This is a genomic window from Novosphingobium guangzhouense (assembly GCF_002896965.1).
Lineage (GTDB): Bacteria > Pseudomonadota > Alphaproteobacteria > Sphingomonadales > Sphingomonadaceae > Novosphingobium > Novosphingobium guangzhouense.
On record NZ_LYMM01000032.1, the window covers coordinates 49,857 to 68,812 of the forward strand.

Here is an 18,956-nt window from a genome sequence, read left to right on the forward strand (position 1 = left end):
GGGCTACCTCAACCCCACGCCGATCACCGCGCGCGGCTGTTCCATCTCGCCCGAAGCGACCGGATAGGCACAGTAGTCTGCCGCGTAGAAGCCCGTCGGCCGATGATTGCCCGAAAGTCCCACCCCGCCCATCGGCGCGGCATGGCTGGGGCCGATCGTCGGCCGGTTCCAGTTGACGATTCCGGCGCGCACATTGGCCCAGAAGCGGTTGTATTCCTGCGGGGTTCCACCCACCAGCGAGGCGGCAAGACCATAGCGCGACGCATTGGCCTGAGCGATCGCCTGGTCGAAGTCCGACACCTTGATCACCTGCAGGATCGGCCCGAACAGCTCTACGTCGGGTCGATCGGCCATCGCGGTTACGTCGATGATCGCGGGGCTGAGGAAGGGGGCGGTTTCATGCGTGCGGACAAGGTGCTTGATCGCGCGGCCACCGTGGCTGAGCAGGTAGAGGAAGCTTTCGGTCAGCCCGTCCGCCGCGGCATTGTCGATCACGGGGCCCATGAAGGGGGCAGGCTCATCGAAGGGCGCCCCCACGATCAGGCGATCGGCCAGCGATTTCACTTCCGCCATCAGCGCATCGTACATCGTGTCCTTCACGATCAGGCGGCGCGTGGCGGTGCAGCGCTGGCCGCTGGTGGCAAAGGCGGACTGGGCGACGATTGCGGCGGCGTCGGTCAGCTTGGGCGTGTCCCACACGACCATCGCGTTGTTGCCACCCATCTCCAGCGCCACCATGCGGTCGGGCCGTCCGGCAAGGCGGCGGTTGATGGCGATGCCGTTGGCGGCCGACCCGGTGAAAAGAACGCCGTCGATCCCTTCATGCGCCACGTAAGCCGCGCCCTCGGCCGGGCCGCCGGGGGCGAACTGGATCGCAGCGGCGGGAACACCGGCGCGGTGGAAGCAGCGGGTCAGCATCTCCCCTGTGGCGGGCGCGCGTTCGCTTGGCTTGAAGATCACCGCGTTGCCCGCGATCAGTGCAGGCACGATATGCGCGTTGGCAAGGTGGGCGGGATAGTTGAACGGGCTGAGCACCACGAGTACGCCATGCGGCTTGTGGCGCACAGCCATCGCGCCCTGCAACGCTGAATCAAGCCGACGCTGGGCTGTCCGCTCGGCATAGGAGCGGATCGAGACTTCGACCTTGGCGATCACCGAATCGACCTCGGCGCGCGCTTCCCACATGGGCTTGCCCACTTCGCGGGCGATGCAGGTGGCCAGCGCTTCTGCATCCTTGCGCACTTCGTTGGCGAAGCGGCGCAGCAGTTCCATGCGGGTGGAAAGGGGCTGGGCCGCCCAAGATGGCCATGCGCGCCGCGCGCGTCCCACCGTTTCGTCCACGTCGGCGATCTGGCCGCGCCAGATTTCCGCCCCGCTGGCCGGTTCGTAGGAGACAATCTCCGCCTTGGTGTCGGGGGCGCCTTGTGCCCTCATGAGTTGTGCGGTCACGTAATCACTTGGTCCCAGGGCATCGCCGTTTCCGGCAGTGTGTTACGGCTAATGCCCGGTTAGCTGATAGGCTTCGATATTTCATCCCAGTGGCATAGGGATTCCTACTGTGGCGTAAACGACGCGGGTCTGAACGACCCGGGCAGCGGGGCCGGCCCCAGCTTCCTGCCAAGGGCGCGGATGTCGGCGACCTTGGCGTGGAGCGGGCTCCAGTCGTCATGCGTGTCGATCGCGGCCCAGATGCGTTCGACTTCGTCGATGAGTACGCCGGGAGGGGCGCTTTCCTGCCAGAACGGGTCTTCGACGGCGGCGGCGGGGGCATAGCCGGCCAGCAGCGTGCCGAAATCGTCATCTCCTGCATTGCGGCCGCCGCGATGCACGAAGAAGAACTGTTCGGGCGCAAGGCCGCTCTCCACCATGCTGCGCTCTGCCGCCTGCACGAGCGCGGTGTCGGCCTCCACCCCGCGCGATTCGATGCCCAGACGCCATGTGAAGCGGCGGCACAGCGCCTGCTGATAAAGCGGTCCGAAGCGCTCGAGCGCGGCGACCAGCGGCGCGGTTTCCGTCAGCGGGCGCAGCGCAATGGCCAGCTGCTGGCAGTTCCACAACAGCGCCTCTGCCTGGCGGCCGAAGGCGTAGAGGCCGGTACGGTCGAAATAGGCGGCGGTGAAGCGCGGATCCCAGCGCGGTGCCCAGCGCCACGGCCCATAGTCGAAGCTTTCGCCCGAAATGTTCATATTGTCGGTGTTGAGCACGCCATGGACGAAGCCCGCCACCATCCACGCGGCAGCCAGATCGGCCAGCCGTTCGACGACCTGATGGAGCAGGATCACGGCCGGCTCGTCGCGCCCCGGCGCATCCTCGGGCGGCAGGCTGCCAGGGTAGGTTTCAAGGCTGTAGTCGACCAGCGCGGCCAGATGCGCGGTCTCTTCCAGCACGTAAAGGCGCTGGAAGCTGCCGATCCGGATGTGTCCGTGCGACAGACGCACCAGTACGGCCGAGCGGGTGGGGGAAGGCTCGTCGCCGCGCCACAGTTCCTCGCCCGTTTCGATCACGGAGAAGGTCTTGCTGGTATCGACGCCCAGCGCTTCCAGCATTTCGGTGGCAAGGATTTCGCGCACCGCGCCCTTCAGGGTCAGCCGCCCGTCGCCGTCGCGGCTCCACGGCGTCTGGCCCGAACCCTTGGTGCCAAGGTCCAGCAGGCGCCCGGCTGCATCGCGCATCTGTGCGAAAAGGAAGCCGCGCCCGTCGCCAAGGTCGGGGTTGTAGGTGCGGAACTGGTGCCCGTGATAGCGCAGCGCCAGCGGCTGCGGCAGGTTGCCGGGGAGCGGTTGGAACTGCCCGAAATGTGCTGTCCAGAGGGCCTCGTCGAAGCCATCGAGGCCCACGGCGGCGGCCCAGCGGTCGTTGCGCCAGCGCAGTTGGCGGCGCGGGAACGCAGCGGCGTGGACCGGGTCGCCGATCCATTGTGCGATCGTTTCGATTCGCGGATCGGGAAGATAGGGCGCGGGTTGCGGATCGCTTGGCATCGGGCGATAGTGGGGACCGCCCGGCCCGCTATCAAGCCGGGCATTTCGTTAAGTCTGATGAGGTTGCCGTTCGCGCATGAAGGTTTTCGAAGATCGCTTCTGGTCCAGCCGCGACGGTCTCAAGCTCCATTTCCGCGATTATGCCGGTCCCGAAGGGGGCGAAACCGGGTTGCCCGTGCTGTGCCTTCACGGCCTGACCCGCAACGGGCGGGACTTCGACGTGCTGGCTCCGCGTCTTGCGGCCGCCGGGCGGCGGGTGATCTGCCCGGACCTGCGCGGGCGGGGGGACAGCGAATATGCCAAGGATTCCGCCACGTACACGCCGATCCAGTACGGAGAGGACGTCCTTGCCCTGATCGAGCAGGAAGGGCTTGAACGCTTCGTGGTGATCGGCACCTCGCTGGGCGGGCTGATGGCGATGGGGCTGGCGACGATCATTCCGGACAGGATCGCCGCCGCCGTGGTGAACGATGTCGGTCCCTGGCTCAAGCCGACCGGCCTTGCGCGTATCAAGGAGTATGTCGGGCAGGGCCGCACATGGCCCACCTGGGTCCATGCCGCGCGCGGGCTGGAGGAAATGCAGGCAGGCTCCCATCCGGGGCAGCCGCTCGATTTCTGGATCGGCATGGCCAAGCGGCTGATGACGGTCGGCGGCAACGGACGCATCGTGTTCGACTATGACATGAAGATCGCGGAGCCGTTCCTGGCGCTTGACGTCAATGCCCAGCCGGACTTGTGGGCCGCTTGGGAAGCGCTGGCGCGGGTGCCGGTACTGGTTCTGCGCGGCGGCCTGTCGGACCTGCTTTCGGCGCAGACGCTGGACGACATGCTGCGCCGCTCCGAAATGGCAGAAGGGCTGACGTTGCCCAATGTCGGCCACGCTCCGACGCTGGACGAGCCCGAATCGGTGGCCGCGATCGAGCGGCTGCTGGCCAGAGCGGCCTGAGGCAGAGAACACTTTTGCGTATTCTTCACCTCCATTCCAGCTTCGCTGCGGGCGGCAAGGAACTGCGCGCGGCGCGGCTGATGAACGTCTTCGGCACCGGCATCGCGCATACCGTGGTGTCCGGCCAGCGGGGCGTCCATGGCGCGAAAGTGGCGCTTGATCCGGCGCTGACGGTCGATTTCCCGGACGATTTTCCCAGCCTTCAGGGGCGCCCCACGCCGCTGCGGCTGCTGCGCATCGCGCGCGCCATGAAGGGCTTCGACCTTGTCCTCACCTACAACTGGGGGGCGATGGATGCGGTGATGGCGCATCGCCTTTTGGGGCGCGTTCTGGCGCTGCCGCCGCTGGTCCATCACGAGGACGGTTTCAATGAGGATGAGGCGGGCGGCCTCAAGCCTTCGCGCAACTGGTTTCGCCGCGTGGCGCTGGCGCGCGCCTTTGCACTGGTGGTGCCATCACAGCGGCTGGAGGCGATCGCGCTGCGCGACTGGGCGCAGCCGCGCGGCCGCGTGCGCCTGATCATCAACGGTATCCGCACCCAGGCCTACCTTTCCCCGCCCCCGACCGACGCGATTGCAGGGCTGCCCAAGCCGGCGGGCGCGAAGTGGGTCGGCACGCTGGCGGGGTTGCGGGCGGTGAAGAACCTGCCCCGGCTGGTTCGCGCTTTCGCCACGCTGCCGCCCGAATGGCAGCTGGTGATCCTTGGCGAAGGGCCGGAACGCGGGGCGATCGAGCAGCAGGCGCGGGACTGCGACGTGGCCGGGCGGGTCCACCTGCCGGGCTTCGTCCCCGATCCGTCGCGGGCGGTGGGGCTGTTTGATCTGTTCGCCCTCTCCTCCGACAGCGAGCAGTTTCCGATCTCCGTTCTGGAAGCGATGGCGGCCGGCCTTGCCGTGGCCTCCCCCGCCGTGGGAGACGTGGCGGCGATGGTGGCGGGGGAAAACCGCCGCTTCATCACCCCCGCCGGAGACGACGCGGCGCTGGGCCGGGCTCTGGCCGAACTGGCTGGCGACCAAGGGCTGCGGGCGCGGGTCGGGGAGGCCAATCGCGCGCTGGCACAGGCCCAATACGATGAAAAAGCAATGATTCGCAGCTATGCAGCAACGTATGGGGCGGCGATGGGCCAGGCCCACTTTCCCTGACCGCCGGGCAAGCGCGCGCCCATTCAGCGGCGCTTCACGCTGGCCCAAGCAGGGACGTGTGCACAGACATCCCCGTTGAAAAGCCCCGCCCATCCGCTAAACAGCCCCGCAACCGTCCCGTTTTTCGCTAGAAAGCGTTCTATCTTGGCTCTGCCCCCCGACACCAATTCCGCCGCCGCAGCCCGCAACGCCGCTCAGCAGGACGTCTTCCTGCGCGAAGTCGACGATGCCGTGCGGCAGGACCAGCTCGAAGGCTTCATGAGCCGTTATGGCAAGCCGCTGCTTGCCGCCATCGTCATCGCCCTGATCGCCTTCGCGGGCTGGATCTACTGGCAGCACCGCCAGACCCAGGAGCGCGAAGCCCGGTCCGAAGCTTACGTGCAGGCGCTTGATGCGCTGCAGTCCGAGAATCTCGATGGCGCCAAGGCCAAGCTGGCCCCGCTGGCCGCCACCGATTCGTCGGACGCTACCGTTGTTTCCGCCCGGCTGATGCTGGCCGGCATTGCGCTGCGCCAGGAAAAGAAGGCCGACGCGCTCAAGATCTATCGCGAGATTTCGGCCGACGGCAAGGCACCGCAGGCCCTGCGCGATCTGGCTTCGGTGCGGGAAATCGGCGCGGATTTCGATGCGATGAAGCCCGAAGACGTCATCAGCCGCCTCAAGCCGATGGCCGCGCCGGGCAACCCGTGGTTCGGCCCCGCCGGCGAACTCGTCGGCATGGCCTACCTCAAGCAGAACAAGCAGGATCAGGCGGGTCCTCTGTTCGCCGCGATCGCCAAGGATGAAGGCGTCGAGGACGGCCTGCGCAGCCGCGCCCGCCAGCTTGCCGCCGTGCTTGGCGTCGATGCGGTGGACGATGTCGTCGACGAAAAGGGCGAACCGCTGAACCAGCCGACGGCAAAGATCGTCAAGCCCGCCGAAGTGGCGAACTGAGACAATGACACGTGAGGACATTCGCATGAACGCAGCTCGCAATACGACCTCTTCGCGTGCGAAGAAGGTCGTGCCGCTGATCGCCCTCGCGCTGGTCGCGGGCCTTTCCGGCTGCAAGGTGTTCGGCGGCGGCAAGGGCCCCGCCAAGACCCCGACGGTGGGCAACCGCGTGCCGATCCTTTCGCGCATCGAAAGCGGGGCCAAGGTAGACGCCACGCTGGGCGCGGTTTCGGTGATCCTGCCCCCGGCGGAAGTGAACGCCACCTGGGCGCAGGGCGGCAACACCCCGAACAAGGCTTACGGCCACCTTGCACTGGCCGATAACCCCACCAAGGCCTGGACCGCGCAGATCGCCGGATCGAGCAACCGTGCGCGCCTTGCCGCGTCTCCGGTCGTGGGTGACGGCAAGCTCTTCGTGATCGACACCGAAGGCACCGTCCACGCATTCGACGCGCAGAGCGGGGCGAAGCTGTGGACCAAGAGCTTCTCGGTCGATGGCAACAACGCCAACTCGGTGTTCGGCGGCGGCGTCAGCTTCGATGGCGACAAGCTGTACATCACCACCGGCCTTGGCGAAGTGGCGGCGCTCAACGCCGCTGACGGCAGCCAGCTGTGGACCAAGAAGCCCGCCGGGCCGCTGCGTGGTGCGCCGACGATCGGTTTCAACCAGATCTTCGTGATGACGCAGGACAACCAGATCGTCGTGCTCAACGCGGCGGATGGTGCAACCATGTGGCAGGAATCGGCCTCGCTGACCCAGTCGGGCGTGTTCGGCGTCGCCTCTCCGGCGCTGGGCCAGGGCACGGTGATCGCGGGCTATTCGTCGGGCGAACTGGTCGCCTACCGTTACGAGAACGGCCGTCAGGTCTGGTCGGACGCGCTTTCGCGCACCTCGATCTCCACCGAGGTGGGCAGCCTGACCGACGTTGACGCCGATCCGATCATCGATCGCGGCCGCGTCTACGCGCTGGGTCAGGGCGGACGCATGGCCGCTTACGAACTGGTCACTGGCCAGCGCATCTGGGAACTCAACCTTGCGGGTATCTCAACCCCGTCGGTCGCGGGTGACTGGGTCTTCACGCTGGACGATCACGCAGAGATCCTCGCCATCGCACGGGCGACCGGCAAGGTCCGCTGGCTGACCGAACTGCAGCGCTACAAGAACGCCAAGAAGCGCAAGAACCCGATCTTCTGGGTCGGCCCTGTGCTGGCGGGCAACAAGCTGTGGGTCGGCAATTCGCGCGGGCTGGTCGCCACCATCGATCCGGCCACCGGCACGATGACGCCGTTCACCGAACTGAGCGATCCGATCTCGCTGGCGCCGGTCGTGGCGAACCAGACGCTTTACGTGCTCGACGATTCGGGCCGCATCAGCGCCTTCCGTTGAACGAAGCGGGGCGCAGGCCGCATCAGGTTTGCGCCCCCTTAACCAATTGGCTCTAGGCCCTGCGCCCATGAGCACCGCATCCACCCACCGCCCTGCCAGCGACGTTTCCGCCGGCGTCGGCCTGTCCGGCCTCATCGCGCTGGTGGTGTGGATCCTGTTCTGCCGCAACTGGGCCTCGGTCGTTGACCTGCTTGGCCTGCAGGCTCCGCGCGAACCGATGAGCGGGGCCTATGCCTCGCTGGCCACGCTGGCCTTCACCGGCGCGGCGATGACGGCATGGTCGGTGCTGGTCGACAAGGTTCACCTGCGTCCCTCCACCGGCATTGACTGGTCACGCCGCGCCCGCATTTCCGAGACGATCGACGTTTCGATCACCAAGCTGGTCGGGCTCTGGATCACCTGGGCGGGGATCGCCTGCTTCTACTTTCTGTGCCGGTGGTACTGGGAGGGGCAGTATCTGTTCGCGATGGACGTGTTGAGCGCCGTTGCAGCACCCCTGTTCATCCTCTCGGTGCCCTACGTCCTGTGGCTTGACTGCGTCATGGTGGAGCCGCGCGACGCTTCCTGGCATTTCGGCGCGATGCTGATCGGGCGGGAGCCGTGGTCTGCCGAGGAGGTGAAGAAGCACTGGCGCGCTTGGGCGATCAAGGGCTTTTTCGGCGCCTTCATGATATCGATCCTGCCCGGCGGGTTCGCCCGCGTGGTAGAGGCGGATTTCAGTGCGGTCGCGCACAGGCCCGTCGAACTGTGCTCGCTTCTGATCGAGGCGCTGTTTCTTGTCGATGTGCAGATCGGCACGGTGGGCTACCTGTTCACGTTCCGCCCGCTCGACGCGCATATCCGCAGCGGCAACCCGTTGCTGGCTGGCTGGGTGGCGGCGCTGATATGTTATCCGCCCTTCGTGTGGGGCACGATGGGCAATGCCAATGTGCTGGGCTACGAGGTCAACACTGGCGGCTGGGCGCACTGGATGGCGGCCTATGACGTGCTGCTGTGGGGCTGGGCGGCGATGATGGTGGTGCTGACCGCGATCTACGCCTGGGCGACCTTTGCATTCGGCCTGCGCTTTTCCAACCTCACCTATCGCGGTGTGCTGACCAACGGGCCGTATCGCTTCACCCGGCATCCGGCGTACTTGTCGAAGAACCTGTTCTGGTGGACTTCGACCCTCCCGTTCCTCGTCACCAATGGGTCATGGACGGACGCGATCCGCAACACCGTGCTGCTGGGCGTGGTAAGCGGCATCTACTACTGGCGCGCGCGGACGGAAGAAGCCCACCTGCTGGCCGAGGATGCGAAGTATCGGGAATATCACAAGTGGATGGCCGAGAACGCGCTGATCACGCGCACGCTGTCCGGCATGGCCAGAATGTTCAGGCCGGGGCAGCCGTTGCCGCAGCCGACCGAATGATCACAGCGCTTCGCTGACCGTGACCGCGTGGGCGGTCACCTGCCTGCCGGTGAGGCCCATTGCCGCGCGCTCTTCCAGCCAGCGCTTCATGTGCGGCATCTCGAAGTGCCGGGAAAGCGCGGCGCGGTCTGTCCAGCGTTCGATGACGCGGAACAGGCCGGGCTCAAGAATGTCTTCGGCATAGATGTAGTCAAGGCAGCCCGGTTCGGCCCGCGACGCTGCGATGACCCGCCCCATTGCCGCGCGTGCGGCGTCCAGAGCTTCCGGCGGCATGCGGAATTCGCCGGTGACGACGATCATGTCAGAACGTCTTCAGTGCATAGACCCTGGAAAGATCGCCGCCCCATTCACCATTGTAGAGGTCGAGCAGGCGCTGCGCCGGGACTTTGCCCGACTTCACGATCTCTGCCAGCGGTTCGAGGTAGCCCGTCTCGTTTTCGCCCGCCGAGTTCAGGCGCCCGCGCGCGGCAAGGCCCGAGCGGGCGATTTCGACCACTTCGCCGGCGATGTCGCGCAGGGTGCCGCCACGCCCATTTGAGGAAGGGATGGGTGCATCCAGGCCCAGCTTCGGTGCGGCCGAGCGCAGCGCCTCGCGGCCTTCCATGTCCCAGTCCTTGACCAGATCCCACGCCGCATCGAGCGCGCTTTGATCGTAGAGAAGGCCGACCCAGAGTGCAGGCAGGGCGCAGATGCGGCCCCACGGCCCGCCATCGGCGCCGCGCATTTCGAGGAACGACTTGAGGCGCACTTCGGGGAAGGCGGTGGAAAGGTGATCCTGCCAGTCCGACATGCGCGGGCGCTCGCCGGGCAGCACCGAAAGCTCGCCCTTGAGGAAGTCGCGGAAGGAAAGTCCGGCGGCATCGATGTACTTGCCGTCGCGGAACACGAAATACATCGGCACGTCGAGCATGTATTCGACGTAGCGGTCATAGCCGAAGCCGTCTTCGAACACGAAAGGCAGCATCCCGGTGCGCGCGGGATCGGTGTCGGACCAGATGTGGCTGCGGTACGAAAGGTAGCCGTTTGGCTTGCCTTCGGTGAAAGGCGAATTGGCGAAGAGCGCAGTCGCCAGCGGCTGCAGCGCCAGCGATGTGCGGAACTTCTGCGCCATGTCGGCTTCGCTCGAATAATCGAGGTTCACCTGGATCGTGCAGGTGCGCAGCATCATGTCCAGGCCCATGCTGCCCACGCGCGGCATGTGGTTCAGCATGATGCCGTAGCGCCCCTTGGGCATGATCGGCAGTTCTTCGCGGGTCTTGTCCGGCCACATGCCAAGGCCAAGGTAAGCCTTGCCCAGCTTTTCGCCGACCTGCTTCACTTCCTTCAGGTGGCGGCCGGTTTCGGCGCAGGTCTGGTGCAGGTTTTCGAGCGGCGCGCCCGACAGTTCAAGCTGGCCCGCAGGTTCAAGACTGACGTTGCCGTCCGCGCCCTTGAGCGCGATGACATGACCGCCTTCCTCGATGGGCTTCCACCCGAACTGGGTCAGTTCGTCCAGCAGGTCGCGGATGCCGCCTTTTTCGTCATAGGACGGGGCGTGATGGTCGGCGGTGTCGTAGACGAACTTTTCGTGCTCGGTGCCGATCCGCCACGCTTCGCGCGGCTTTTCGCCCGCGGCCATCGGCTCGGCGAGTTGGGACAGGCTTTCGATGACCGGATCTTCGCGATCCGAAACCTCACGGGTGCTCATGGCCGCGGAATTAGTGTGCCACGCGAAGCCGCGCCAGAACTTTTTGTACCGGTCAGTCTAACATTCCTGTCATGACCAGTCTCCGGACACTGCCATCCACAGGCCGATGGCGGAAATGCAGGCGGTTTCGGCCCGCAGGATGCGCGGCCCCAGCGTGATCGCGCGGGCCTGCGGATGGGCGCGGACAAGGGCGCGCTCTTCCTCGTCGAAGCCGCCTTCGGGGCCGACCAGCAGCGCGGCAGGCCCCTGATGCGCGGCGAAGGCGGCGGCGGCGGGCTCTCCCCCCTGTTCGTCGGCGAAGAACAGGGGGCGGTCCTGCGGCCAGTCGCGCAGCAGGGCTTCCAGCTTCGCCGGAGCGTCCACGCGGGGCAGAGCGGTGCGGGCGCATTGTTCGGCCGCTTCGGTCACGATGGTCAGCGCCCGTTCGGGGTTGAGCTTGTCCGCTACACAGCGCCGGGTGACGATCGGCTGCACCGCCGCAACCCCCAGTTCCGTCGCCTTTTCCAGCACGAGGTCGAAGTTGGGCTTCTTGAGCAGAGCGGCGCAAAGTACGAAATCAGGCACCGCTTCGCGTTCGCGCAGGCGGGTGCGGACGGCCAGCACCACGTCACGCTTGCCCGCCGAGACGACTTCGCAAGCCCATTCCCCGGTCACATCATCGCACGCGATCACCGCATCGCCGGGTTCGACTCGCATGACCTTGGCAAGATAGTGCGCCTGCTGCCCGTCCAGCGGCAGGCTGGCACCTTCGGCAAGCGGGCCGGTGACGAACAGGCGCGGCGCGGAGCGCGGCGGCCAGGCGGGAGTAGCGGGCATCTTCAACGGCTTCCTTGGGCTGGAACGCTCTTTTCGCCTCTCAGCCCGAGACATGCAACCAAGGGCAGGATGTGTTCACCAGTCACGTTGGACATGACAGGACGCGCACAATGCACTACTCATCGCGCGATGATCGAAAGAGCGCTTGTCCCCGACAGCCAGCATGGCGGCCTTGTGTCCATGCTGCCGCAGCCGTTTCGCGATTTCGCGGTGCTGGCGCGCTTGGATCGCCCGATCGGCTGGTGGCTGCTGTTCTGGCCCTGTGTCTGGGGCGTGCTGCTGGCGGGCGGGGAAAGCCGGTGGAGCCTGATCGGCTGGCTGCTGCTGGGATCGATCGCCATGCGCGGTGCGGGCTGCGTGCTCAACGATATCGTCGATGCAGACCTTGACCGCCGCGTGGCGCGCACGGCGCAACGCCCTGTCGCCAGCGGGCGGGTCAGCAAGAGCGCGGCCTGGGCATGGCTGATGCTGCTGTGCGGGATCGGCCTTGTCGTGCTGTTCCAGCTGCGTCCGCCCGCGCAAATGGTGGCGCTGGGCAGTGTTGGTCTGGTGGCGGCCTATCCCTTCATGAAGCGCATAACCTGGTGGCCGCAGGCGTGGCTGGGCATGGTCTTTACCTGGGGGGCGCTGGTCGGCTGGATCGAGATACGGACCGACCATCTTGAGGCACTGGCCGCACTCTACCTCGGTTCGATCGTGTGGTGCATCGGCTACGACACGATCTACGCGATCCAGGACATCGAGGATGACGCGATCGTCGGCATCCGCTCCTCCGCCCGACGCCTGGGCGCACGGGTGAAGGGCGGGGTTGGAGGCTTCTACGCCCTTGCGCTTACGCTGTGGGCGCTGGCCTTCTGGTCGATGCGTCCGGACTGGGTGGCCCTTGTCGCGCTGTTGCCGATGGCCTTGCATCTGGGCTTCCAGGTCATGACGCTGGACCCCAGTGACGGGGAAAATGCGCTGGCCCGGTTCCGCTCCAACCGTGATGCCGGGCTGGTCATGGCGCTGGCATGCTGGGTCGTCGGCAATGCTGGCGTGATCTGATCGGTCACTCGTAGCTGACCAGTTCGAATTCTATCCCGTCCCAGTCGAAGAAGTAGAACCGGCGGCCCGGATCGTAATCGGCGTGGGCGAATGGCTCCAGCCCGGCGGCGATCACCTTGCGTTCTGCCGCGTCGAGGTCTTCCACCACCAGTCCCACGTGATTGAGCGGCGCGCCCTTGGCGAAGCGTTCGCGTTCGCGGCGGTCGGTATAGACCGCGATATAGCTGAAATCCCCGCCGACGTGGATCGTCTCGCCGCCGTTGATCGCGGGACCACGCCAGCGTTCGTGCCAGTCCAGCAGATCCTGCAGCAGCGCGGACGAACGCTCGATGTCGCTGACGGTGATATTGGCATGTTCGAGGCGGCCCTGGGCCATTCTTGTCTCTCCTGCGTCACCGGCGAATCAGCCGGCTTGGCAAAAGTGCAACCTCAACCTAACTTGAGATCAAGCGCTTTTGAATAGAGGACGAACTTGGTCGCGGACCGCTTCATCACCATCGGCGAACTGGCGCGGCGCACCGGCGTCGCGGTATCGGCCTTGAGGTTCTATGAAGAGAAGGGACTGCTGCAGGCATTGCGGACTGCAGGTAACCAGCGGCGGTTCCTGCGTTCGGATATTCGCCGTGTCAGCTTCATCCTGATCGCGCAGAAACTGGGCCTTGCACTGGCGGAGATCGAGCGGGAACTGGCCGATCTGCCGCAGGGCCGCACGCCGACTCTGGCGGACTGGGAGCGGATCAGCCGGTCCATGCGCAATTCCATCGACAAGAAGATCGCGCTGCTGGAACTGACGCGCCGCAAGCTGGATGAATGCATCGGTTGCGGCTGCCTGAGCCTGACGAAATGCCGGCTCTATAACGCCCAGGACGCTGCCGGGGCGCAGGGACCGGGACCGCGCTTCGTGCTGGGGTGATCGCGCGGCAGCGCTACTGCGCCGCTGCCAGCAGTTCTTCCGCCGCGCCCAGATCTACGCTGACGAGGCGCGAGATGCCCTTTTCAACCATGGTCACGCCGAACAGCCGGTGCATGCGGCTCATCGTCACCGCATTGTGCGTGACGACAAGATAGCGCGTGTCGGTTTCCTTCGTCATCGCTTCGAGCAGGTCGCAGAACCGTTCGATGTTCGCGTCGTCGAGCGGGGCATCCACTTCGTCCAGCACGCAGATTGGTGCCGGGTTGGTCAGGAACAGCCCGAAGATCAGCGCCACTGCTGTCAGCGCCTGTTCGCCGCCCGAAAGCAGGGTGAGCGATTGCAGGCGCTTGCCGGGCGGCTGGGCATAAATTTCCAGGCCCGCCTCCAGCGGATCGTCCGAATCGACGAGGGCAAGGTGGGCCTGGCCGCCCTGAAACAGCCGCGTGAACAGGCGGCGGAAGTGGCCATCGACCGCCTCGAAGGCGGCGCGCAGCCGTTCGCGTCCCTCGCGGTTGAGATTGCCGATCGAACCGCGCAGCCGGTTCACCGCCTCGGTCAGTTCGGCCTTTTCAGTCACTGAAAGCCCCAGTTGCGCCTCGGCTTCGGCAAGTTCATCGGCGGCGACAAGGTTGACCGGGCCGATCCGCTCGCGGTCTGCGGTCAGGCGGTCCATGCCGCTGCCTTCGGTTTCTGCACCGGCGACTTCGGCGGGAACGAAGCCGAAGCGTTCGGGCAGGACCGGCGGCGGGCACTGGAAACGCTCGCCCGACAGGCGGTTCGTCTCAACCCGGCGCTGGTCTTCGTGTTCGGCGCGGGCGGTTGCCCCGGCGCGCGCTTCGCGGGCGGCCGCCAGCGTTTCCTGCGCGGCGGAGAGGGCCGTGTCTGCGCGCCGGGCGGCTTCGGTGGCGGTAGTAACAGCGGCCTCGGCCTTCGCCAGCTCCTCGCCCAGACGCACCCGGATCGTTTCGCCCTGTTCGATCTGCGCCATCAGCGATGGAGGCTTCGCGGCGACGATCGTCCGTTCGGATTCGATCTCTTCCAGCCGTCCGGCCATCTGGGCAAGGCGGTTGGCGGCATCGCCCGAACGGGCTTGCCAGCTGCGAATGTCGGCGCGCTGGGCGGTGGTGCGTTCGCGCGCCACGGCCAGCGCCTGATCGTGCCCCGCCAGTGCTGCCATCGCGTGCTGCAGGGCGGAGCGGGCATCGACGTTGCGGCCCTGCGCGGCCTGCAGTTCGGCGCGGCCCGTGGCGGGATCGGGCAGGGCGGCGCGCTTGCCCTCGGCGGCGGAAACTTCAGCATCCGCCCCTGCGCGCAGATCGGCGGTTTCGGCAAGCGTTGCGTCGAGTTCGGCGCGGCGAGCCTGCTGGCGGGAGCGCGCGTCCTCTGCCTGATCGACGGCGCGCAGCGCGCTGCGTTCTGCCTCGGCAGCCGCGGCGATGGCGCGTTCGGCGCCGATCACGCGGGAAGACAGGTCGGCCAGTTCCTGCTGAACGGCGGCCTGCCCGGCTTCGGCGGCGCTGACCGCTTCGCGCAAGGGGGGCAGCTTTGCGTCCAGTTCGGCAAAGCGGTTTTCCGCTTCCAGCCGGGCTGCCTCAGCCGCGCCTTCGCCGCGCGCCACGAAACCGTCCCAGCGCCGCAGCACGCCCGCGCGGGTGACCAGCCATTCGCCGGGCTTCAGCGCACGGGCATCATCTTCATCGACGACATGGACCAGCGCAAGGCGGGCCGCCAGTTCCGGCGGGCATTGCGCAACGTGGGCGGCAAGGCTGTCGGCCACGGGCGCGGGCGCATCGGCGCCGCTCCAGAAGCGGCCGTCGGCGTTGGGCACGCTCCCCAGCGGTGCCTTGGCGTCGCGGCCGAGCACGGCGGCGACGGCGCGTTCGTAGCCGGGCGCGGCGCGCACCGCATCGATCGCTACGGGCAGGCCATGCGCAGCCTTCGCGCCCTTGGCCCGAGCTTCCCGGTCGCGGACGAGGGCGGCGTGTTCGCGTTCGATGCCGGTCAGGTCGGCGCGCGCGCCTGCAAGGGCCGATGCGGCAGCGTCGCGATCTGCCTGCAGGGTGGTCTTGCGGGCCTGCATGTCCTCCAGCCCATCGCGGGTACGGGCAAGGGCGGCGGTGGCTTCCTCTGCTTTCCAGCGCGCGGCGGCGATGGCGGCTTCAAGGTCTGCCAGATCGGGCAGAGCGGCGACTTGCGCCTCGATCCGCGCGGTATCCTGCAGCGTGCGGGTCTGCCGCGCCTTGGCCTGCGCCAGTTCGGCGTCGGCGATGCGCCATTCGGCCTCCACGCCCGCCTGCCTGGCGGTTGCCTGCGCAAGATCGAGTTCGGCGGCGCGGCTGGCCTGTTCGGCGCCGTCGACGGTGTTGGCAAAGCGCGGGCGCTGTGCCTCGTCAGCGGCAAGCTGCCTTTCGCCTTCTGCCAGTTCGCGTTCGAGCCGGGCCAGCGCTTCGGCAGCGTCGCGGGTCAGGCGATCGGCATCGCGGCGATCATCTTCCAGCCGGGTGCGCTGGCGGTCAAGGTCGGTCAGGCGCTGTTCGGCGGCTTCAAGCTGGCTGGTCAGCGTTGCCATGCGATGCCCCTGGGCATTGGCATCATCGCGGCGATCCGCCAGTTCGTCACGCGTTTCGGCCAGCGCTTCGGCGGCGGCGGCCTGCTGGCTTTGTGCCTCGACTGCGAGCGCCTGCGCCATGGTGACGCGCTCTTCCGCGGCCTGCGCTTCCTTGCGGGCGGCGTCCGCAGCGGCGGCAGCTTCGCGCCAGCGGGCGAAAACCACGCGGGCTTCGGCAAGGCGGATCTGGTCGGTCAGGGCCTTGTAGCGTTCTGCCGCCTTCGCCTGCCGCCTGAGCGTGCCGACCTGCTTGTCGAGGCCGGCCATGATGTCGTCAAGACGGGCAAGATTGGCTTCGGTGGCGCGCAGGCGCTGTTCGGCGTCCTTGCGGCGCACGTGCAGGCCCGCGATGCCCGCCGCTTCTTCCAGCATGGCGCGGCGTTCGGCGGGTTTGGCGGCGATGACGGCGGCGATGCGGCCTTGCGATACCAGCGCCGGGCTGTGCGCGCCGGTGGCGGCATCGGCGAAGATCAGCGCCACGTCCTTGGCGCGCACGTCGCGTCCGTTGATGCGGTAGGCGCTGCCCGCGCCGCGTTCGATACGGCGCACGACTTCGAGTTCGTCGCGCACGCCGTTGGCATCCGGCGCCGTGTCGGCCTTGAGCACGACTTCGGCGAAGGAGCGGGGCGGGCGCTTGTCCGTTCCCGCGAAGATCACGTCTTCCATCCCGCCGCCGCGCATCGACTTGGGAGAGCTTTCGCCCATGACCCAGCGGATCGCTTCGAGCAGGTTGGACTTGCCGCAACCGTTGGGGCCGACCACGCCGGTCAGCCCCGGATCGATGCGCAGTTCCGCAGGCTCGACGAAGCTTTTGAAGCCGCTGAGCTTTAGACGGTGGATGCGCATCGAGGACAGGTCAGGCGTTCACGCCGATCAGCGTGCGCCCGCTTCCTTCAGCTTGGGCTCAAGGTCGGCCCAGCTCATCGAGCCAACGTTGTTGCCGTTGATGATGAAGGTGGGCGTGCCGGTGACGTTGAATTCCTCCGAAGCCTTCTGCGTCTGGTCGGCCAGCGCCTTGGCCTTGGCGGTATCGGCCAGGCAGGCGTTGGCCTGATCACGCGCGATGCCGCGCGACGAGAAGAATTCGGTCATGCCGGCAACCTCGGCGATGGCGCCAAGCTGCTTTTCCTTGGGCAGCGCGTCGATCGCGGCAAGGCGATCCTTGCCGGCGGCCTGCATGTTCTCGAACAGCTTGGGCTGCCATGCCCAGAACTGCTCGCTCAGCGGGATCACCGCTTCGGTCTGGCCGCATTCGGCCAGCAGCGATGCCGGAATGTCGAGCGCGTTGAGCATGAAATAGCGCAGTTCGTAGCTGACGCGACCGCTGGCGACGTAGTCGTCGCGCATCTTCTCGAAGCTTTCCTTGGCGAATTCGGCGCAGTGCGAACAGCTGAGCGCGCCGTATTCAACCAGCTTGATCGGGGCGTTGGGGTTGCCCATGCGATAGCCGCCTTCGGACGTCTTTTCGATCACGTCGGCCCAGGACTTGCCCGCAGGGGCGGCGATGTTGGCGATCGGCGCGCCCGCGGTCGGAGCGGCGGTAGTTTCGTCTTTCTTGCCGCAGGCGGCAAGGCCCAGGGCAAGCGGGGCGACCATCAGGCCAAGCGTGATCGTGCGGAAACGGGTGCGGTTCATCGGGAGGCGAATCCTTCGTATGGATTTGACACAGGGGCTAGCCCATGGACGGGATGAAACGAAGCGGGGAAGCACGGATTCGCGCCCGTTCTTCCACAGTCCGGGAAAAGTCAGATGTTGCCCGCGCGCTGCTGGGCCTGCTTGTCGGTGATCGCCTTGGACACTGTGGCCCAGTCATGCCCGTCAAGCAGTTCGCCGTTGAGGGTGAAGCTGGGCGTGCCCTGCAGGCCAAGCGCCTGCACTTCGCCCTGCTGACCCTTGAGCTTGTCGAGCATCGCGGTGTTGGCGAAGCACTGGTCGGTCTGCGCGCGGCTGAGGCCCCAGGCGGCGGTCTGGTCGTAGAAGCCCAGGTCGCCGGCCATGGCGCGCATGCGGGTGGGGAAATCGCCCTGATACCAGCGCTGCTGCTGTTCGCGCGAGGTCGCCTCGGCCTTGGCGAGCCACTTTTCCTGAGAGGCGAAAAAGGTGTTGTGGCGCACGAAGAAGCGCTTGGGGTCGCCGCAGTTGGTCAGCATGGCGACGGTAAGATCGATCGGGTTGCGCAGGAAATTGGTGACGGTGACCGAGATCTGCCCCTTGGGCACCATGGTCAGGCGCAGGACCGGGTCCGCCTCCTTGTGGAAGTGGGCGCAGTGCGGGCAGGTATAGCTGACGTATTCGACCAGCTTGAGCGGGGCTTCCGGATTGCCGAGGCGGTGGCTGCCGTCTGCGGTAACGGCGGTTACACCGTTCCAGTTGGTGGAGGCGGCGGGAGCAGGCTTCTTCGCGGCGCCACCCTTGGGGGCAGCCGCGACGCTGAGAACGGCACATGCGGCAAGCGCCGCGATGCGCAGGGCGGTCTTGGTCATCACTTGTCTTCCTGACTGTCGGTCCGGCTTTGGGCGGCGCCCATGCTGCGGGCCAGAGATTCGAGCACGGCGCGAAGTTCGGGATCGCCGATGTCGCGCAGCGATTCCCCCAGTTCGAACGGCACAGGTTTCAGCGAAGGCGGCGCGGACGGGCGAGCTTGGGAGCCCGATCCCATGCCGGCGGGCGCCTTAACCTCGCCTTGCCGGATTTTCACCTTGGCGACCGCGTTGTAGCCGAAGAAGCGGTTCACCCGGTCCAGGATCTCGGGGATCACGTGCTGGATCATCGGGGCATGAGCGGGAACGACGACAAGCTGGAGAATGCCGTCGCTCTTTTCTCCGGGCGGGAAACGGATCGATTCCGGCGAGCATATCCGCGCATGGCGGGCGCCGACGATCTCGGGCCAGCGCGATACCACGCTGGACTGCACGAAGCCGAAGCGGCGAAAGGCGGTACGCCCGACTTCAGGCATCAGGTCCGATATCTGGCGCGCCTGACCGCCGCGCGGGCGCTCATACTGGCGCAGACCCGGCGCCTTGCCTTTTCCGCGTGGTTTCGTTTCACCCGATTGCTTGCCGCTATTCCGTTCCATTGCCAGCGATCCAAT

General features: G+C 66.7%; 17 protein-coding genes. 7 read left to right on the top strand and 10 right to left on the bottom strand.

Annotated features, from left to right (window positions below):
• Positions 1 to 3: 3 nt before the first annotated feature.
• Together A8V01_RS11780 and A8V01_RS11785 are read right to left on the bottom strand one after the other, a co-directional pair.
• Complete coding sequence (locus A8V01_RS11780; RefSeq protein WP_103096049.1) at positions 4 to 1,434, bottom strand: succinylglutamate-semialdehyde dehydrogenase; 1,431 nt, start codon at positions 1,432 to 1,434, stop codon at positions 4 to 6.
• 119 nt (positions 1,435 to 1,553) lie between these two features.
• The gene (locus A8V01_RS11785; RefSeq protein WP_103096050.1) at positions 1,554 to 2,978 is read right to left on the bottom strand and encodes a protein adenylyltransferase SelO family protein; all 1,425 of its coding nucleotides are present in this window, start codon (positions 2,976 to 2,978) and stop codon (positions 1,554 to 1,556) included.
• A 76-nt stretch (positions 2,979 to 3,054) separates the two neighbouring features.
• On the opposite strand from A8V01_RS11785, the gene A8V01_RS11790 reads away from it, so the two are divergent.
• From A8V01_RS11790 to A8V01_RS11810, 5 genes are all read left to right on the top strand, one after another.
• Positions 3,055 to 3,924, top strand: coding sequence for an alpha/beta fold hydrolase (locus A8V01_RS11790; protein WP_103096051.1), 870 nt, complete (start codon positions 3,055 to 3,057; stop codon positions 3,922 to 3,924).
• 14 nt (positions 3,925 to 3,938) lie between these two features.
• Positions 3,939 to 5,066, top strand: a complete 1,128-nt coding sequence (locus A8V01_RS11795) for a glycosyltransferase family 4 protein (protein ID WP_103096052.1) — start codon at positions 3,939 to 3,941, stop codon at positions 5,064 to 5,066.
• A gap of 144 nt (positions 5,067 to 5,210) precedes the next feature.
• A complete protein-coding gene (locus tag A8V01_RS11800; RefSeq protein WP_103096053.1) occupies positions 5,211 to 5,999 on the top strand; it encodes a tetratricopeptide repeat protein in 789 nt (262 codons plus the stop codon).
• Positions 6,000 to 6,024: 25 nt separating this feature from the next.
• Entirely contained in the window at positions 6,025 to 7,386 is a 1,362-nt protein-coding gene (locus A8V01_RS11805; protein ID WP_103096054.1) for an outer membrane protein assembly factor BamB family protein, read from the top strand.
• A gap of 67 nt (positions 7,387 to 7,453) precedes the next feature.
• Positions 7,454 to 8,797, top strand: a complete 1,344-nt coding sequence (locus tag A8V01_RS11810; protein ID WP_103096055.1) for a methyltransferase family protein — start codon at positions 7,454 to 7,456, stop codon at positions 8,795 to 8,797.
• Here A8V01_RS11810 and A8V01_RS11815 read toward each other — a convergent pair whose 3' ends face one another.
• The 3 genes from A8V01_RS11815 to A8V01_RS11825 all read right to left on the bottom strand — a co-directional run bounded on the left by A8V01_RS11815 (position 8,798) and on the right by A8V01_RS11825 (position 11,300).
• On the bottom strand, positions 8,798 to 9,097 hold the full coding sequence (locus tag A8V01_RS11815) for a putative quinol monooxygenase (RefSeq protein WP_103096056.1): 300 nt from the start codon (positions 9,095 to 9,097) through the stop codon (positions 8,798 to 8,800). It lies immediately after the preceding gene.
• Position 9,098: 1 nt separating this feature from the next.
• Positions 9,099 to 10,484: a glutamate--cysteine ligase gene (locus tag A8V01_RS11820; protein WP_103096057.1), complete on the bottom strand. Its 1,386-nt coding sequence runs from the start codon at positions 10,482 to 10,484 to the stop codon at positions 9,099 to 9,101.
• A 69-nt stretch (positions 10,485 to 10,553) separates the two neighbouring features.
• Complete coding sequence (locus A8V01_RS11825; RefSeq protein ID WP_103096058.1) at positions 10,554 to 11,300, bottom strand: 16S rRNA (uracil(1498)-N(3))-methyltransferase; 747 nt, start codon at positions 11,298 to 11,300, stop codon at positions 10,554 to 10,556.
• 129 nt (positions 11,301 to 11,429) lie between these two features.
• Between A8V01_RS11825 and ubiA the strand changes: the two genes are divergently transcribed.
• Entirely contained in the window at positions 11,430 to 12,344 is a 915-nt protein-coding gene (gene ubiA, locus A8V01_RS11830) for a 4-hydroxybenzoate octaprenyltransferase (RefSeq protein ID WP_103096059.1), read from the top strand.
• 4 nt (positions 12,345 to 12,348) lie between these two features.
• Here ubiA and A8V01_RS11835 read toward each other — a convergent pair whose 3' ends face one another.
• A complete protein-coding gene (locus tag A8V01_RS11835) occupies positions 12,349 to 12,720 on the bottom strand; it encodes a VOC family protein (protein WP_103096060.1) in 372 nt (123 codons plus the stop codon).
• 96 nt (positions 12,721 to 12,816) lie between these two features.
• On the opposite strand from A8V01_RS11835, the gene soxR reads away from it, so the two are divergent.
• Positions 12,817 to 13,257, top strand: coding sequence for a redox-sensitive transcriptional activator SoxR (soxR, locus tag A8V01_RS11840; RefSeq protein ID WP_170065903.1), 441 nt, complete (start codon positions 12,817 to 12,819; stop codon positions 13,255 to 13,257).
• A gap of 13 nt (positions 13,258 to 13,270) precedes the next feature.
• Here the strand turns inward: soxR and smc are convergent, their stop codons facing one another.
• The 4 genes from smc to A8V01_RS11860 form a co-directional block, all read right to left on the bottom strand.
• On the bottom strand, positions 13,271 to 16,711 hold the full coding sequence (gene smc, locus A8V01_RS11845) for a chromosome segregation protein SMC (protein ID WP_103096061.1): 3,441 nt from the start codon (positions 16,709 to 16,711) through the stop codon (positions 13,271 to 13,273).
• Between the two features lie 27 nt (positions 16,712 to 16,738).
• Complete coding sequence (locus tag A8V01_RS11850) at positions 16,739 to 17,500, bottom strand: thioredoxin domain-containing protein (protein WP_103096062.1); 762 nt, start codon at positions 17,498 to 17,500, stop codon at positions 16,739 to 16,741.
• A 110-nt stretch (positions 17,501 to 17,610) separates the two neighbouring features.
• The gene (locus A8V01_RS11855; RefSeq protein WP_103096063.1) at positions 17,611 to 18,348 is read right to left on the bottom strand and encodes a thioredoxin domain-containing protein; all 738 of its coding nucleotides are present in this window, start codon (positions 18,346 to 18,348) and stop codon (positions 17,611 to 17,613) included.
• Complete coding sequence (locus A8V01_RS11860) at positions 18,348 to 18,941, bottom strand: DUF721 domain-containing protein (RefSeq protein ID WP_103096064.1); 594 nt, start codon at positions 18,939 to 18,941, stop codon at positions 18,348 to 18,350. Before A8V01_RS11860 ends, A8V01_RS11855 begins: the two co-directional genes overlap by 1 nt.
• Between the last annotated feature and the right edge of the window lie 15 nt (positions 18,942 to 18,956).

Bases quoted from the DNA above. Each gene is read 5' to 3' on its own strand.
- A8V01_RS11780 (WP_103096049.1), bottom strand. From the start codon at position 1,434: ATGAGGGCACAAGGCGCCCCCGACACCAAGGCGGAGATTGTCTCCTAC.
- A8V01_RS11785 (WP_103096050.1), bottom strand. From the start codon at position 2,978: ATGCCAAGCGATCCGCAACCCGCGCCCTATCTTCCCGATCCGCGAATC.
- A8V01_RS11790 (WP_103096051.1), top strand. From the start codon at position 3,055: ATGAAGGTTTTCGAAGATCGCTTCTGGTCCAGCCGCGACGGTCTCAAG.
- A8V01_RS11805 (WP_103096054.1), top strand. From the start codon at position 6,025: ATGAACGCAGCTCGCAATACGACCTCTTCGCGTGCGAAGAAGGTCGTG.
- A8V01_RS11810 (WP_103096055.1), top strand. From the start codon at position 7,454: ATGAGCACCGCATCCACCCACCGCCCTGCCAGCGACGTTTCCGCCGGC.
- A8V01_RS11815 (WP_103096056.1), bottom strand. From the start codon at position 9,097: ATGATCGTCGTCACCGGCGAATTCCGCATGCCGCCGGAAGCTCTGGAC.
- A8V01_RS11820 (WP_103096057.1), bottom strand. From the start codon at position 10,484: ATGAGCACCCGTGAGGTTTCGGATCGCGAAGATCCGGTCATCGAAAGC.
- A8V01_RS11825 (WP_103096058.1), bottom strand. From the start codon at position 11,300: ATGCCCGCTACTCCCGCCTGGCCGCCGCGCTCCGCGCCGCGCCTGTTC.
- ubiA (WP_103096059.1), top strand. From the start codon at position 11,430: ATGATCGAAAGAGCGCTTGTCCCCGACAGCCAGCATGGCGGCCTTGTG.
- A8V01_RS11835 (WP_103096060.1), bottom strand. From the start codon at position 12,720: ATGGCCCAGGGCCGCCTCGAACATGCCAATATCACCGTCAGCGACATC.
- smc (WP_103096061.1), bottom strand. From the start codon at position 16,711: ATGCGCATCCACCGTCTAAAGCTCAGCGGCTTCAAAAGCTTCGTCGAG.
- A8V01_RS11850 (WP_103096062.1), bottom strand. From the start codon at position 17,500: ATGAACCGCACCCGTTTCCGCACGATCACGCTTGGCCTGATGGTCGCC.
- A8V01_RS11855 (WP_103096063.1), bottom strand. From the start codon at position 18,348: ATGACCAAGACCGCCCTGCGCATCGCGGCGCTTGCCGCATGTGCCGTT.
- A8V01_RS11860 (WP_103096064.1), bottom strand. From the start codon at position 18,941: ATGGAACGGAATAGCGGCAAGCAATCGGGTGAAACGAAACCACGCGGA.